10 protein-coding genes are annotated in these 17,033 nt (G+C 35.4%); 9 read left to right on the top strand and 1 reads right to left on the bottom strand.

What is annotated here, in order from left to right:
* Window positions 1-161: 161 nt before the first annotated feature.
* Window positions 162-2,390, bottom strand: coding sequence for an alpha-galactosidase (locus tag J5J03_RS05075; protein WP_208586864.1), 2,229 nt, complete (start codon window positions 2,388-2,390; stop codon window positions 162-164).
* Between the two features lie 187 nt (window positions 2,391-2,577).
* Between J5J03_RS05075 and J5J03_RS05070 the strand changes: the two genes are divergently transcribed.
* From J5J03_RS05070 to J5J03_RS05030, 9 genes are all read left to right on the top strand, one after another.
* Entirely contained in the window at window positions 2,578-4,380 is a 1,803-nt protein-coding gene (locus J5J03_RS05070; protein WP_208586862.1) for an ABC transporter ATP-binding protein, read from the top strand.
* A 223-nt stretch (window positions 4,381-4,603) separates the two neighbouring features.
* Window positions 4,604-6,391 (top strand): methyl-accepting chemotaxis protein, encoded by a 1,788-nt coding sequence (locus J5J03_RS05065; protein WP_208586860.1) that lies wholly within the window; start codon window positions 4,604-4,606, stop codon window positions 6,389-6,391.
* A 118-nt stretch (window positions 6,392-6,509) separates the two neighbouring features.
* Window positions 6,510-8,324 carry a sensor histidine kinase gene (locus J5J03_RS05060; RefSeq protein ID WP_208586858.1) on the top strand — a complete coding sequence of 605 codons (1,815 nt, stop codon included), beginning with the start codon at window positions 6,510-6,512 and terminating at the stop codon, window positions 8,322-8,324.
* On the top strand, window positions 8,302-9,816 hold the full coding sequence (locus tag J5J03_RS05055) for a response regulator transcription factor (RefSeq protein ID WP_208586856.1): 1,515 nt from the start codon (window positions 8,302-8,304) through the stop codon (window positions 9,814-9,816). The genes J5J03_RS05060 and J5J03_RS05055 overlap by 23 nt, the downstream gene beginning before the upstream one ends.
* 122 nt (window positions 9,817-9,938) lie before the next feature.
* The gene (locus J5J03_RS05050; RefSeq protein ID WP_208586854.1) at window positions 9,939-10,886 is read left to right on the top strand and encodes an ABC transporter permease; all 948 of its coding nucleotides are present in this window, start codon (window positions 9,939-9,941) and stop codon (window positions 10,884-10,886) included.
* Between the two features lie 12 nt (window positions 10,887-10,898).
* Window positions 10,899-11,813, top strand: coding sequence for a carbohydrate ABC transporter permease (locus J5J03_RS05045; protein WP_208586852.1), 915 nt, complete (start codon window positions 10,899-10,901; stop codon window positions 11,811-11,813).
* Window positions 11,814-11,873: 60 nt separating this feature from the next.
* Window positions 11,874-13,592 carry an ABC transporter substrate-binding protein gene (locus J5J03_RS05040; RefSeq protein ID WP_331460432.1) on the top strand — a complete coding sequence of 573 codons (1,719 nt, stop codon included), beginning with the start codon at window positions 11,874-11,876 and terminating at the stop codon, window positions 13,590-13,592.
* A 181-nt stretch (window positions 13,593-13,773) separates the two neighbouring features.
* Entirely contained in the window at window positions 13,774-14,070 is a 297-nt protein-coding gene (locus J5J03_RS05035; RefSeq protein ID WP_208586850.1) for a glycosyl hydrolase, read from the top strand.
* 202 nt (window positions 14,071-14,272) lie between these two features.
* Window positions 14,273-16,807 carry a glycosyl hydrolase gene (locus tag J5J03_RS05030; protein WP_208586848.1) on the top strand — a complete coding sequence of 845 codons (2,535 nt, stop codon included), beginning with the start codon at window positions 14,273-14,275 and terminating at the stop codon, window positions 16,805-16,807.
* The last annotated feature ends 226 nt before the right edge of the window (window positions 16,808-17,033 follow it).

Raw genomic sequence — 17,033 nt, 5'->3', positions numbered from 1 at the left:
CTTTTGAACGATTGCTAATTATCACGGTGCTAATCGTCTGTAAGTCCTCTGCTTCAAGCTTCATATAAACCGAGGATAAGTTTAGGGATAACAGACGCTAACACCCTGATAAGTTTCGCTAATGATCAGTGGGGGTTAACCCTCGCTGATCATATCCCACTTTATGACAACGCCTTTAAATGAAATAAGCGCGATTGATAATCCCCAGGATGCTCCTGTCCCCAATACTCATCAGCACGATCAGTATAGTTACCTGCCAGGATAATCCCGATATTCATCAGTTCGCTGCCATAATACGTCGTTTCGCCATTTACTTCATACAATGTATTAGGATCCAGACCGGTTAATTTGATGCGGTTATATGCCTCGTTTGGTTTCGCCAGTACTTTATAATAACCAACTAATGCTTCCGATTTTTCTTCGTTTACCACCATCCATGTTGTTTCATTATTTTCAAATGGACTGGATAGTCGGAAAAATTCCCCATCCCTAATTAAGGCTCTTTTTTCTTTAAAGAAGGCAACTTGTTCTTTTATTTTTTGTTGTTCTGTTTCTGTCAGTTTCGTAATATCCAACTCATAGCCAAAAGTACCAAAATAAGCGACTGCTCCACGAGTATCAAGCGATGCGAGCCGTCCAACTTGGTGGTTGGGAATGGCGGAAACATGACTTCCGATCGCACTTAACGGATAGACCATTGATGTACCATATTGTATCTTCAAACGTTCGACTGCATCTGTATCATCACTTGTCCAAGTTTGTGGTGCGTAATATAACATACCCGGATCAAATCTGGCACCACCACCGGCACATGATTCAAAAAGGATGTCAGGATATTTCTTGATCAGACGTTCATATAGGTCATACACACCTAAAATATAACGATGAAACACTTCCCCTTGTTGATCTGCAGGCAGACTTTGTGAAAATGCTTCGGTAATATGGCGGTTCATATCCCATTTGATATAGGAAATTTTTGATTTAGAAATAATCTTATCCATTAAATCAAAAATATAATCAACTACCTCACCACGAGTGAAGTCTAATACAAATTGGTTTCGACCATGTGAAGCTCTTCGTTCAGGTGTAGAGAGAATCCAGTCAGGGTGTTCTTCAAATAGTTTGGTATCTTTACATACCATCTCTGGTTCAAACCAAAGACCAAACTGCATATCTAATGCTTCTACTTTTTCACTTAAGCCATCAATTCCATTTGGTAATTTTTCTTGATATTCAAACCAGTCTCCAAGTGAACTTGTGTCATCATCCCGTTTTCCGAACCAGCCATCATCGAGAACAAATAATTCAATGCCTAAGTTGCGTGCTGTTTTGGCAATGTCCAGTACTTTATCTTCGTTAAAATCGAAATACGTTGCTTCCCAATTATTAATCAAGATAGGACGAACTTTATCTCGCCAATAACCTCTGACTAAACGTTCACGGTAAAGCTTGTGGAAGGTTTGACTCATGCCATTCAGACCTTGATCAGAATAAACCATTACACATTCCGGTGTTTGGAAACTATCTCCATTCGCTAATTTCCATTTAAAACGGTAAGGATTAATCCCCATGTTAACGCGGCTCACGTTATAAGTGTCTACTTCTACTTGAGCTAAGAAGTTCCCACTGTATACGAGACTGAAACCGTAGACTTCCCCCTGATGTTCATCTGCATTCAAACGCTTTAAAGCAACAAAGGGATTAAAAACATGGCTACTTGCACCACGGTTTGAATAGATCGATTGGATCCCTTTCGATAACCGTTTTGTTTCAACATGTCCTTCTCTTGCCCAAGCTCCTTGTAAATGCACCATATCAAATTGATCATCAGCTAAATCGATATTCATACTCATTGCCTGATCAAGATAATAAGTTTCTTTACCTTCATTGATGAATTTCGCATTTCGCGTTACCACACTACGGTTTTGGTAAATGGTATAAGAAAGAATTAATCGACATTGCAATACATCATCTACTAATTCGATTTCGAGTGTATCAGCTTCCTCCTCATTTTCTACATATGTAGCAGGTAAGTTCGCTAACGTCTTCTTTCCTTTTATGATGCGATAGCTATCATAGGTGAAATTCGTAATATGACTGCCATCCTCTCTTAGAATCGCATGAGCAGGATAACGAAAGTCTGTTGATCCATAACTTGGATACTCCTGTTTAATATGTTCCATAGAGGAAGTATGATCACCTTCAAACATATTGGTTGATGGGCGGATTTCACGTTCGATTAAGTGGGTAAATGATTCCCTATGATGAATTCGCTTTCCAAAATATAAATGTTCAAGCTGGCGGCTTTTTTCTAATACACGGAAAATATAACTTACACTGTCGTTATATAGATGAAATTCTAATTGCTCCTCGTTCACTTGGATAGGCATGATTTTTCCTCCCTTTGATTAATGGTAAGTTAACGTTTACTTATTATAATATATTAAAAATACAGGTAGTTGTCAAAGTAGACTAGTAGAAAAAAGATAAATATCTAGACAACTAAAAGCTAAAAGTTTTAATATATTACTTAATGGATTAAGTTATGATCCGATATAAATATATAGGAGGGATTATGTGTCTAACCAAAAGGGTATTTCCTTAGACTTCGAAAAGCGATTTGAAGAACAACAAGATATAAAAGGACGACTGTTTCGAACGTTACATGTCATGTATCGAGGTCATTATCTTAAATTATTTGTCTCATTTATTTTCTTTTTGCTTAAGCATTCACCGGTTTGGATTTTGCCGATTGTAACGGCGAACCTAATCAATTTTGCGTCTGATCCAAGTAGCTATGACGTCCGTTATTTATGGGTCAATATTATCGTATTAACCATTGTTATTATGCAAAATTTGCCGAGTCAAATTTTGCATATCAGTTTTATGAGTAAGGCGATCCGACATGTAGAAGCTGGTTTGAGAAGTACGTTAATTCGAAAATTACAACATCTCTCCATTTCATTCCACAGTGAATTGAGGTCTGGTAAGTTACAGGCGAAAGTGCTGCGTGACGTTGAAATGATCGAGATTATGTCCAAGCAAACGATGATGGGTGTTTTGCCGGCATTTATGAATGTAATTGTGGCGATTGCAGTAACGGCGAATAGAAGTTGGACCGTAACATCCTTCTTTTTAGTGGCGATACCGATTTCGATTTTGATTGTTTATTTTTTCCGTGGGAAGCTAACGAAACGAAACAGGGAATTCCGGGAGCAAGTAGAAGAAATGTCTGGTCAAGTTGCGGAAACAGTAGAGATGATCCCAGTAACACGAGCACATGGATTAGAAAAAGTAGAGATTAATAAAGTAGATTCTTTATTACATCATGTCCGTGGCAAAGGTTATCGTTTGGATATTACTGAGGCATTCTTCGGAGCGAGTAACTGGGTAGCATTTCAATTGTTTCAAGTTTTATGTTTACTTTTTACTGTTTACCTTGCTTATCAAGGGCAAATACCGATTGGGGATGTCGTGTTATACCAGACATATTTTACACAAATTTTAATGTCTATATCTGGTGTGATTAACATTTATCCTCAATTAGCAAAAGGCTTCGAGTCCGTTCATTCGATCTCAGAAATCCTTTTTGCAAAAGAAACACAAGAATACCAAGGAAGAACGAAGTTGAAGAAATTAGACGGTAAGGTAGACTTTGACCATGTTTATTTTAAATACCGCGATTCAGATAAGCATGTCCTAACAGACTTTCAGCTAGATGTAAAACCAGGTGAAACGATTGCTTTCGTTGGGGAGTCGGGAGCAGGTAAATCTACTATTTTGAATCTAGTAACTGGGTTTTATCGGCCAAGTAATGGAAGGATCTTAATAGATGACGTCGTGATGGATGATCTAAGTATGAGAAGCTTCCGAAAGAAGATCGCAGTAGTGCCGCAAAACACAATTCTTTTCTCGGGGTCGATCCGTGATAATGTCACGTACGGTTTAGCAGAAGTTACAGAAGAAGAAGTACAGCAAGCGGTTCAAATGGCTAATTTGCAGGATATCATTGATGAATTACCAGATGGTTTGGAAACAAAAATCGGGGAACACGGTGATCGAATGTCAGGGGGCCAACGGCAGCGGATTGCCATTGCTAGAGCATTTATTCGAAAACCGCAAATGGTCATTTTAGATGAAGCAACTTCAGCGTTAGATAACGTCTCGGAAAAATTAATTCAGGATGCCATGCAGGAATTAATTAAAGGAAAAACAACCTTTATCGTAGCACATCGTTTATCAACGATACGAGATGCAGACCGTATCGTCGTGATGAAAAATGGTCAATGCGTAGAAATGGGAACGTATGACGAGTTAGTAGAGAAAAAAGGGGAGTTTTATCAAATAAAAATGGCTTCAGATGCAGTTCAGATTTCCTGAGGCATCTGTGTTGCCTGTGAAGCCCTAATAAGTGTTGCTAACCATCAGTGAGTAGAATAATGAAACCTCGCTGATGGTAGATTTTCTTATTGTACGGAAGGGAAGTGGGCAGCCGGAGCGGTGGTCAAGCTGTTCACGTTTTTCATAATGGATGCTAGAGAAAAGTTATAAATAATGAGCGGGTTTGCTCAGTTTTTCTTAAATAAGTTGAAAGGGGATTCATATGAAAAGAAGATGGAAAAAGATATCTTTGCCTAAATGGAATTTTAAAAAACTGCGTTGGAATCATCATTTTTTTACAGATCGTAAAGTGGGACAAAAATATGGCTTATTGTTTACTGGTGTTTTAGTGTTATTTGTCCTCTCCTTATTGATTACGATTTTATCGATGAATGGGGTATTAAAAGAATCACGAGCAGTAGATGAAAAAAGTGATGCATCGATAGAAATAGTGGAGGTAGCTTCGATCTTTAAGCAAAAATCGATTATTATTTCGGATATTTTAACGGAGCAGCATCCCACCACAACAGTTGAAGATTATCGGGCAGAAGGAGATGCATTTTTAACCTCTGTGGAAATGATTGAAGCAGAACTAGAAACAGAGGAACAACAAAAAATATATGAAAAAGTGTTAGATTATAATGACCAAATGGATCAATTATTTTTTGACGAAATCATTCCAAAAACTGCAGAATATCGAGACAACGGAGAAAGAGTAGACATTTTTGTTCAGACTGATTTACATAAAAAAACAACAACACTCCGCAATTATACGATCGATGAACTAATGGAGTTAAAGGAATTGATGTTATCAGAGCGAAGGGCCTTACAAGACAACATGCAAAAACAGTCTACCATCACCATGTTTGTAGTGGTTGCGCTTGTTGTATTTGTTTTGGTTAGTTCTATTGTTATTCTTGTAGTCGTAAATAGAAGAATGTCTAACAGGTTTGCAAACTTAGCGTTGTTTGCGAAACGATTAGAAGATGGTGACTTAACGGTAGAACGAATCGAAGCGGAAGGTAAAGATGAAATTGCAGTTATCCAAAATGCAATGAATCAAATGGCTGATCATTTGCAACGTTCGATTGTCCGGTTATTAGAAACAACGGAAACAGTAACGAATATGTCGAAAACCTTAAGAGAAAATGCGGAAGAAACAACAGATGTAAATACTCAGATCACTACTACGATGGTAGATATAGCGAATGGTAGTGAAGAGCAAGTTCAAACAGTTCAAAAATCGACAGAGATAATGGAAGAGATGAAAAAATCCTGGGCTGAAGTAACCACAACGATACAAGAAGCGATTCGCTTAAGTAAGGAAACGAAACAGGAGATTGAGAACGGAACCGATGATGTAACAGATACGGTAGAGCAGATGGATGTGGTTAAAAGGCAAGTGGATGAAATAGCAACCATTATTGATTCATTAAGTGAGCATTCTTCTAAGATTAGCAGTATTGTAGATATGATTCATTCTATTTCGTCGCAAACCAATTTATTAGCACTTAATGCGACGATAGAGGCTGCCAGAGCCGGTGAATATGGCAAAGGATTTGCTGTTGTTGCAGATGAAGTTCGTAAACTTGCCGAGCAAACGGCAGATGCCACGGAGAATATTCAATCATTAATTGCTACTTCGATTGAAGATACCGGTCAAGCAGTAGAAGTGATGGAAATGAGTACAGAATCGGTTAATCAAGGAGTAGAAAAAGTCAAAAAGGTGGGTCCGGTATTTGACCACTTATCAGGGTCAATTCAAACGTTAAATAACCATAATCAGCAAGTTAGTCAAATGATAGACATAACAAATGACAAAATAGATCAAGTAAGTGCGGCAACTACTAATATTCAAGAAATCTCGGAAAAGTCAGCAGAAAGTATCGAGCAAATTGCGGCAGGTTCAGAACAACAAAATGCAGCCATGCAGCAATTACTTGCTTCTTCACAAGAATTAGCGTCAATGGCACATGAATTAGAAGAAACATTTGCGAAGTTCAAAGTATAAAAATCTATAGGTGAAAGTAAACTAGCCTTTCACCTATAGATTTTTTCTATTTATATGATATATAATAAATTTGAACATTACTTTATCGATTAGTTTATCAGGGATCAGAAGGGAGAAAATGGTCATCAAACAAATTAGATCTTTTGTTAACAATATCAATATGAGAAATAAGTTATTTATTACATTTGTATTGGTTGTTTTTATTCCGGTTGTAATTGTCGGTGGATTATTAACGAATGAATTAAAAAATCAAGCAATTGATGATGCAGAAGACCAAGTTGCAGTTAATATGGAACGAGTTAAAGAACGACTGTTTGAAGTAATAAAAGTCCCTATTTATATTTCGGATAATATCATGATAGACCAACGTCTTGAAGAGATAGTCAATAAAAACTATGCAAAAACTTATCAAGTCATTGCAGATTATTGGAGTTATAATACTTTCGAAGAGTATCAGAAGATATATGATTCCGAAATTTCGAATATTCGTTTTTACATGGAGAATGCTTCGTTAATTAATAATTGGGAAATTATACCTTTGGATAATGAAGTAAAATCCACTACTTGGTATAAGAATGCTATCAATAATCCTGCTGATTCACAATGGGTATATATTAGGGATGAAACCAAAAAGAATAAAAAGTATTTAAGTTTTGTTCGTAGAATTGACTTCCCATCCTATCAAACGGTTGGTGTATTAGTTGTAAACATTAATTTGAAAACGCTAACAACCATTTTGTCACAAGAGGCATCTTGGACGATGATTGTTGATGATCAACATCATATTATAGCATCTAATGATTTAGAACAAAATGGAAATAAACTTAGCAATTATATACAAGAGGAAGGTGTATTATCTGGTGAAACTGGTATTTTTTATGAAGAACAAAGTGAACAACATAGAAGGATTTTCGTCCAACCGATTCCTCTTCAGAATACTAACAATCAATTAACAATCATTTCGGTTATAGACAATGACAGAATTATAAAAAATGCTCATCAGTTTGGGCGTAAAGGGATTGTATTAGTATCAATTACTATTTTTATTGCTATTATTTTTATTTACATTATATCGAAATTATTCTCTAATCGGTTAATAATATTAGAAAACCAGATAGATAGAGTGGCACAAGGAGATTTTAATACACGTATTGTCATAGATGGCAATGACGAAATGGGTAACTTAGCGAAAAATATTGATCATATGGTAAGAAATATTAAAGATTTAATAGTAAAAGTCGAGCACAGTAACCAACAAAAAGCACTGCTAGAACGAAAGCAAAATGAAATTAAATTTAAAATGATGGCTTCTCAAATAAACCCTCATTTTTTATTTAATAGTTTGGAATCGATCCGAATGGAAGCTCATTACAAAGGTGAACCAGAAATAGCGAATATTGTAAAGTTACTAGGTAAATTAATGCGTAATAATATTGAAGTTGGGACAGGAAAAATAGAGTTAGAAAGAGAGCTAGAGGTTAGCCAGTGGTATTTAGATATTCAAAAATTTCGCTATGAAGATCGTTTAGATTATTCATTCGATATAGATCCTACTACGAAGAAACTATTAATTCCACCATTGATCATTCAGCCGTTAGTCGAGAATAGTGTCATTCATGGTTTAGAACATAGTAGAGCAGGTGGGAAAATAAGCGTTATCAGTAAAAGGAAAAAAAATCGATTATTAATTAAAGTACATGATAATGGAATTGGAATAAGCAAGAAAAAATTGCTGGAAATCTATCAGGAGTTAGATAAACAAGATGTACAATCAGGTATCCGAGTAGGTCTTCGAAATGTACATCAAAGACTAAAGCTTTTATACGGGGAAAATAGTGGGCTAACAATTAAAAGTGAAAAGGGTGTAGGAACAAGTATATCTTTTTCAATTCAATTAGGAGGAGATACTAATGCTGAAGGTTATAATAGTTGATGATGAAAGGCGTACTAGGTTAGGAATTATGAACCTAATTAATTGGGATAAATTAGGTTTTGAAGTAGTAGATACGGCATCGGATGGATATACCGCTATCGAAAAATATCAGGAACATGAACCGGATTTGATTATGATAGATATAAAAATGCCTAAACTATCAGGTATTGAAACGATAAAAAAGATTCGAGAAGAAGATACAAAAGTAAAATTCCTTATATTGAGTGGTTACGCGGAGTTCCAATATGCAAAGCAAGCAATGCAGTATCAAGTAGAAGGATATTTATTAAAGCCACTGGAAGAGGAAGAATTAATTAATTATTTGCGGAAAATTCATAACGATATAATTAAAGAAAACTTAAGGAAAGATGCAAAGGAAAATGAGCACTTTCAAAAAAACATGGATCTACTTATTCGACGAAATATATCAAATAAAGTTAATGATTTTTTTCAACAAAAATTTAATTGGGACTTTTATGCCATCTTGTTAATAAAATTTTTTGATACAAAACAGTTGGACTTAAGAGAGGTATTTCAATCAGTAACACGTTACGTAAATAAGAACGACGGTCAGTTGTTTATTAAGGATGGCTATATAGGGATATTAGTGAGAGAGAATGTTGCTGAAAATAATGCAGAAAAAATATATGATTCTGTATATGAGTTTTTAAAAGAAAAAAAACTAGAGTTTACTAGTGCAGTATCTGATAGTGTCACTTCCATTGATAACTTAGCTAATTGTTACCAACAAGCAAAATCTTATTTACAAAATAGTTTTTATTATATGGCACAAAATATGATTACAAAATATTCTCCTATGATTCAGGAGCGGGATATTAAATGGTCAGGAAAGCAATTAGCTGAATATTACGAAAAATTATTATATGCAGTAGAGATCAGTGATTGTGAAACTATTAAACAAATGATAAGGGATATCATCGTCTTTTTAGCTAAATCAAGATATTCAGAATTAAAAATTAAAGAACAAATGGCTAATCTATTAACTGATATAGATAATAATTTAATGGTTAAATACCCTGAAATCCGCGCCGCAATATCCACAAAACTAAGAGATATTGTTCAAATTCAAAAAAGTTTCATGGTAAAGGAATTAATATCACTAGCTTATGAACATTTATCTGAAATATCTTCGTTAATAGATGAAGATAAACCGGAGTTAACAGTAAAGCGGATGATTCAATTTATTCAAAAAAATTATAATCAAAATATAAAATTAGATACCATGGCGGAGCTACTACATTATCACAAAGCCTATCTAGGCAAAATATTTAAAGAGACTACAGGTGAATACTTTAGAACTTATTTAGATAAAGTAAGAATCGATAATAGTAAGCGATTATTACAAGAAGAATATAAAATATATGAAGTTGCTCAAATGGTTGGTTATACAAGCTCTGATTATTTCCATAGTAAGTTTAAGAAGTATGAGGGGATATCACCATCTGATTTTCGTAAGCGTTATCATAAATAAAAATAAAGGAATACATCATCAAGGTGTATTTCTTTATTTTTTATATGAATTTAGTATTAGTTTTTTGGGTGTTGCAAAGTTATTGGTTAAGTTAACATTAACTTAATAAAGGAGGAGGGCAAATGGATGTAGTTGAAAAAAGAGAAAAAATAAAAAAATCTAGATTGTTTTGGAAAACATTAAAAAGTCAAAAAATGCTTTATGCGATGTCGTTACCATTTGTTGTATGGGTGTTTGTATTTAATTATCTGCCTGTCTGGGGCTGGACAATGGCTTTTCAAAATTATATTCCTGGAAATCCTTTTTGGCAACAAGAATGGATAGGCTTTCATCATTTTATACAATTATTTCAAGATGAGAGGTTTTTCCTAGCACTACGCAATACGCTTGCCATGAGTTTTCTCGGACTATTATTCGGATTTACTATTCCGATTGTATTTGCAATCTTACTGAACGAAGTACGACATTCTTTATTTAAAAGAATAACGCAAACGGTCACGTATTTACCTCATTTTGTCTCATGGGTTGTTGTAGCTGGTATTGTTACCAAAGTTCTGTCGACTGATGGGGGAATTATCAATGATCTGTTAGTAGGGCTCGGAGTCTTGGATCAGCCTTATCAATTTATGGCTGAAGGTAAATGGTTTTGGGCGATTGTCACGATCTCTGATATATGGAAAGAGATGGGATGGAACGCCATCATTTTCTTAGCGGCTATAGCTGGATTAGATCCACAGCTCTACGAAGCCGCCAAAGTTGATGGTGCCAGCAGGTTTAGACAGATCTGGCATATTACACTTCCGGGAATTCGACCTACTATTTTAGTTGTATTAATTTTGAATATTGGTCATTTAATTCAGATTGGCTTTGAAAAACAAATGCTATTAAGTAATTCCCTTGTCATTGAATATGCAGAAGTGTTGGAATTGTATGCGCTTAACTACGGGATCGGCTTGGGGCAATTTTCATATGGAACAGCAATCGGTATTTTTAATTCAGTCGTTAGCATTTTCTTATTATTACTAGCGAATGGCATATTTAGAAGATATTCGAATCAAAGTGTGATGTAGGAGGGGAGTCGATTGGCAAATCCATCAGATCTTTATCAAACAACTGTAAGAGAAAAAATTTTTGATGTTTTAAATTATCTTTTTTTAAGTATTGTTATCGTTATCACGTTATATCCGTTTTTGAATGTGTTGGCAATTTCCTTAAATGATTCTACGGACACGGTTAGAGGTGGTATATATATTTGGCCGAGGGAGTTTACCTTAAACAACTATTTAGAAATTATGAAATATGACAATCTCGTAACCGGGTTTGTAAATTCAGTTTTAAGGACAGTAATTGGAACGGTATTAGGTGTATTTATTCAAGCTATGGTTGCTTTCACGCTAAGCAGAACAGATTTTCAAGGAAGAAGATTTGTCTCCACAGTTATTGTGCTCACGATGTATTTCTCTGGAGGATTGATTCCGGGATACATGTTAATAAGAGATTTGGGATTAATCAATTCGTTTTGGGTATATATCTTACCTGGATTAGTAAGCGCTTTTAATATTATTATTATTCGCTCGTTTATGGATGGTTTACCTTTTTCTTTGCAAGAATCAGCGAAGATGGACGGAGCAAATGACTTTGTAATTTTTTATCGGATTATTTTACCACTCTGTAAACCAGTGTTAGCTACTATCGCTTTATTTGTCGCAGTAGGTCAATGGAATTCATGGTTTGATACGTATTTATATAACAGTATGAATGAAAGTTTAACGACATTGCAATATGAGCTAATGAAAATCTTAGATAACACATCCATGGGAGGAAGTCAGGATGCTAATTCGATGCGTCCAAATGATGAACAACAAATGAACAGGGTCTCGCCACAATCAATAAAGATGGCAATCACGATGGTAACTGTTATCCCAATTATCATGGTATATCCATTTGTGCAACGATATTTTATTCAGGGGATGACTCTCGGGGCAGTGAAACAATGATGGTGTTTTCAGGTTTTGTACCTGTTTATACAATAATGACTAATGAGGGAGGAATAAGAAGTGGGGATATGGAAAAGAAGTTTGCAATTGATTTTTATTTTGTTATTCCTATCATGGCTTGCTGCATGTCAAAATTCTGAGGAAAGTGATGGTTCTGCTGAAGGTGATCAGACAAATGAAGAGAACACAGAAGAAAAGAATAGTTCTTTCAATGAATTAGAACCAGTTACCTTGACAGTGTTTGATTCTGATACGAATCCTGATTGGGTAGAGGACATGGATACTCCGGTTGGTCGCAAAATTAAGGAAGATACCGGAGTAACCTTAGAAGCAGAGTTTGACATTGAAGGAGGAGAAACGAAGATTCCATTAATGACAGCTAGTGGAGATTACCCCGATTTAATTGTATCGAAAGGTGCTAGTCAATTAGTGGATGCTAATGCTTTGATTGATCTTGCACCGTTAATTGAGGAGCATGCTCCCAACATCAAAGAAATGCTAGGGGAAGATGGCATTAACCGCTTAAAATGGAGTGAAGACGACCCTTCTATTTATGTGTTGACAACATCTCCTGTAGACAATCAAGCATTGACACCAGGTTACGGTGCGTGGATACAGCATGCAGTAGTAAAGGAATTAGGATACCCAGAAATTACAACATTGGATGATTTAAAAAATGTGCTAAAAGAATATAAAGAACTACACCCAGAAATCGATGGTCAACCTACCATTCCTTTAACAATGAATACCGACAGTTGGAGAATTCAATCCTCTTTCTTAAATTCAGGCTTTATGATGACTGGTGCAAGTGATGACGGAGAATATTATATAGATCCGACATCGTATGAAGCAACTTTGCATTATCGACGTCCAGTCGAAAAAGAAGTATTTAAATGGTGGAATGAAATGAATGCAGAAGGTTTACTTGATTCCGAAATGTTTGTACAGAAAAGTGATCAATTTGATTCAAAGCTTTCCTCTGGAAGGGTGTTAGCAACTATTGGTCCTGATTATTTAATGAACAGTGCACAAGAAGCCTTACGTGAATCGGGAATGGAAGAGCGAATGTATGGAGTGTATCCAGTTACTTTAAGTGAGGATTATAAAAGCCATACGTATCAAAGCAATGGCTTGCAGGTAGGTTGGGGAATCAGTATTACCGAGGATTGTGAGGACCCAGTGCGTGCAATTAAATTCCTGGATTATTTGGCATCTGAAGAGACGCAAATAATGCTTAATTGGGGAATTGAAGGTGAACACCATGAAATCGTTGATGGGGAACGTGTTATTCCAGAGGAAGAATGGGAGAAACGAAACTCTGATCAAGACTATTTAAAGAAAACAGGGATGGGATATAACTTTGCTCGATTTGCACCACGTTATGGTGATGGAGTATTAGATTCAACAGGTCAACCATTTACAATTAATACTCGTGAATTAGCTATGGAGAATCAAACAGATGTAGAAAAAGAAGTGCTTGAAGCCTATGGCGTTGAATTATGGCAGGATTTATTTCCATTATCTGATGAATTTCCCGTAAAACCATGGGGAGCAGCATATAATATTTCCATTCCAGCAAATTCTGAGTTACAAACAATTAATCAAAGAGCTCTAGATATTACTAAACAATTGGTTCCAAAAGCTATATTAGAAAAGCCGGATCAATTTGACGCGGTGTGGGATGAATATATGCAAGCTTTAGAATCTGCAAATATTGAGAAAGCAGAGGAAGAATATACAAAACTTATTCAAGAGAAAGTGGAATTATGGAGTAATTAAACTTATTAATTTAATCCTCGGAGAAGAATGAAGTCTCCGAGGATTACTTATACGGTAAGAATGTAATCGCCATGGCTAAGATTATGCATAAACTTTTTAAAGCGGAATTATTCCAGTGCTAAATTAACAGAGTTTAACCATATGAAGTGTTTAGAATAAGAGAATATTAGGATATACCGAAATGAAAGAAGGATTAAAAATGGTGGGTAATGTGAATGTAAGAAACAATCATTTATCTAACTCAAATGCAAGTTATGAAGCAAAAAAATTATTTCAATATATCTGTAGTATTTATGGAAATAAGATTCTTTCCGGACAACAGGAATCAGATTGGAAAGCACCTGCAGATGACGAGCTAGATTATATAAAGGAGAAAACAGGAAGACTACCTGCTATTCGTGGTCTTGATTATATCAATGATGATTATGAAGGTGTCAATAAGAGATCAATAGAATGGTTCCAAATCCTGTTGAAATGATAAATAATGGGGCGAAATGGGTGTGGTTTCTAACCTGGCATACTATACACGTTAAGGAACAAAATACACCAAATTATTTAAGCGCTATATATAATCATGAATTTGTAATTATAAAGTGCCAAATATGAAATTTAGATGAAAAGTGTTTTTCAACGCGCACTAAACTCACGTTTTAAAACTATTTTTGTGGAGGTAGTTAATATTGAGAAGGTATTCATTAATTAGAACAATTATTTTTCTATTAATTGGCACTTTTTTACTGAGCTTATCTGAAGCAAGTGTATTTGCAGCAAATAATGAAAGAGATAATGAAGGTGAAGAATTGAAGCTTGAGGCGGAAGAAGCTACATTAACCGGATTAACAGTGCAAGATGAAGTTCCTGGTTATTCAGGAACAGGATATGTTGGTAATTTCTCTGAAGAAGATGCTAGTGTGACATTTACCATTACGGTGCCTGATACTGCTTTATATACCTTAAGGGTGGGCTATGGTGGATTGTATGGAGAAGGTAAACACGCAAATCTACGATTGAATGGAGAAGCTTATACTAACTTCAAAATGGGGGATGGTTTTGGAGAAGCATCAATAGGAAAAGTGTTATTAAATGAGGGGACGAACACAATCACTGTTACACCTAATTGGACACATTTCGCAATTGACTATATTAAGTTATCCTTGGCACCACCGCCAAATGAACATGAAGTCAAGAAACAGTTAATTAATCCTAATGCAACGAAAGAAACGAAGGCTTTATTTAACTATTTAGTGGATAACTTTGGTGAAAATATAATATCAGGTCAACAAGATGATGCTAATAATGATTTAGCTGATGTCAAATATATTAAAGAATTAACAGGGAAAACACCAGCCATTTTAGGTTTAGATTTGATGGATTATAGCCCATCACGTGTCGAAAGGGGAGCAGAATCTCATGATGTTGACCTTGCGCTTGAATGGGATGAGCAAGGGGGAATCGTAGCATTTGCCTGGCATTGGAACGCGCCAAAAGATCTTCTTGATACAGAAGATCAACCTTGGTGGAGTGGTTTCTATACAGATGCAACAACATTTGATGTGAAATATGCAATGAATGACCCAGAATCAGAAGACTATCAAGTGCTTATTAGAGATATCGATACGATTGCAGATGAATTAAAAAGATTACAAGATGCTAATGTGCCTGTTCTATGGAGACCATTACATGAAGCAGAAGGAGGTTGGTTCTGGTGGGGAGCTAAAGGACCAGATCCTACTATAAGGCTATGGAAACTAATGTACGATCGATTAACCAATTATCATCATTTAAATAATTTAATATGGGTATGGAATTCAATTGATCCAGAGTGGTACCCAGGTGATGATTATGTTGATGTTGTTAGTTTTGACTCCTATCCTGGAGAGTATAATTATTCCCCACAAAATGATAAATATGAAGCACTTGTAGATCTTTCATCAAACAGAAAGTTAATTGCAATGACGGAAAATGGACCCATCCCAGACCCGGACATGTTAAACATTTATAATTCCATGTATAGTTATTTTACAACTTGGATTGGTCTAGTAACAAGCAACAACAGCAGTGAACATTTACAAAAAATTTATAATCACGAAAAGGTTATTACCTTAGAGGAACTGCCAGATTTAAAGACATATGGGGTAGAGAACAGTTCAGATGCTAGCCTCCAAGCTTTAACAGTTAATAAAGGTGTACTTACCCCAACCTTTTCTAAGGATGTGAAAGAGTATTATCTAGAGGTAACCGAGACAGTAGAAGAAATAACACTTACGCCAGTAGCTAGCTCAGACGGTGCAACCATCACTATAAATGGTAATGAGGATTTGACGAGTGCTATTAAACTCAGCTTAGGAGATAACGTCATAAATGTCGAAGTTACAGCAGAAGATGGAACGAAGTCGAGTTATTTGCTGCATGTGAAAAGGTTGGCAAGCTTTATTTCTACAGAGCTTGTACAAGGAAAGAATCATCTTGTGTTACCAGAGGATGAAATAAATAATCTAGCAGACGATGGTTTGCTTGAATTATCGGTACCGAATGACAAGAATGATATAGAAGTTGTGTTTTACTCTGAGCAATTAGAAATGTTACTGGAGAAAAATACTGAAATCCAGATAGTGAAGAAGGATCTGAAAATAAATTTTGATTTGCTATCCTTTGAAACGGGTTCACCACTAACATTAAGAATAGCTAAAATAGAAGCACCTGAGCTAGAAAAGGGTGATCTTGCAGCTACGAAATTATATGATTTGACTTTTAAACAAAATAGTCAGACAATCTCTCAATTTTCTTCAGGCATTCAACTGTCCTTTTTAGTAGAGAACTCTAACGAAAATCAAAAAATCTATTATTGGGATGTACAAGAGTCGATATGGGAAGAAATTGGAGGAACTATCGAAAATAACTGGATAACTGCCAGGACGGACCATTTTACCATTTTTTCAGTATTTGATGTTGGTAATATGGGGATAGATAAAGAAAATCAAGAGAATAAGGATACAAATAAACAGCAAGAGCAACCAATAGATGAACAAACTAAAAACAGCGACGAGAATCTAAATAATAACAAAACAAATGACTCGCATACAATAAAATATCCAAAAGCCAAAAGTAATCTTCCGGACACTGCTTCATCAACATATAATTGGTTATTACTGGGTTTTATTGTCCTTGTGTTAGGAATAGGGAGTTTAGTTTTCACAAGGAAAAAAGTAAATTAGTATATTATTACAGACTGCATCAGAATAGGAAACTAGTACAACATTATTTAGGAAAATTGATATGGAATTTTTCACATAAAGTTGAACTGTGAAGTGAACAAGGTAATCGCTTAAACTCTACCCCCTCCTTTTCTAATAATCGGTAAGGAGGGGGGGGGGATTTTGATTGGAATCAATCTCAAGTTAAGTAATTGACAAACGTTAACAAGTTAATTATTATTATATT

Source organism: Gracilibacillus suaedae, from assembly GCF_017599345.1.
Classification (GTDB): Bacteria; Bacillota; Bacilli; order Bacillales; family Amphibacillaceae; genus Gracilibacillus; species Gracilibacillus suaedae.
The sequence above is the reverse complement of the archived record's forward strand: the minus strand, read 5'-3'. Positions and strand labels throughout refer to the sequence as shown.

Bases quoted from the DNA above. Each gene is read 5' to 3' on its own strand.
- J5J03_RS05060 (WP_208586858.1), top strand. From the start codon at position 6,510: ATGGTCATCAAACAAATTAGATCTTTTGTTAACAATATCAATATGAGA.
- J5J03_RS05050 (WP_208586854.1), top strand. From the start codon at position 9,939: ATGGATGTAGTTGAAAAAAGAGAAAAAATAAAAAAATCTAGATTGTTT.
- J5J03_RS05065 (WP_208586860.1), top strand. From the start codon at position 4,604: ATGAAAAGAAGATGGAAAAAGATATCTTTGCCTAAATGGAATTTTAAA.
- J5J03_RS05075 (WP_208586864.1), bottom strand. From the start codon at position 2,390: ATGCCTATCCAAGTGAACGAGGAGCAATTAGAATTTCATCTATATAAC.
- J5J03_RS05055 (WP_208586856.1), top strand. From the start codon at position 8,302: ATGCTGAAGGTTATAATAGTTGATGATGAAAGGCGTACTAGGTTAGGA.
- J5J03_RS05035 (WP_208586850.1), top strand. From the start codon at position 13,774: ATGAAAGAAGGATTAAAAATGGTGGGTAATGTGAATGTAAGAAACAAT.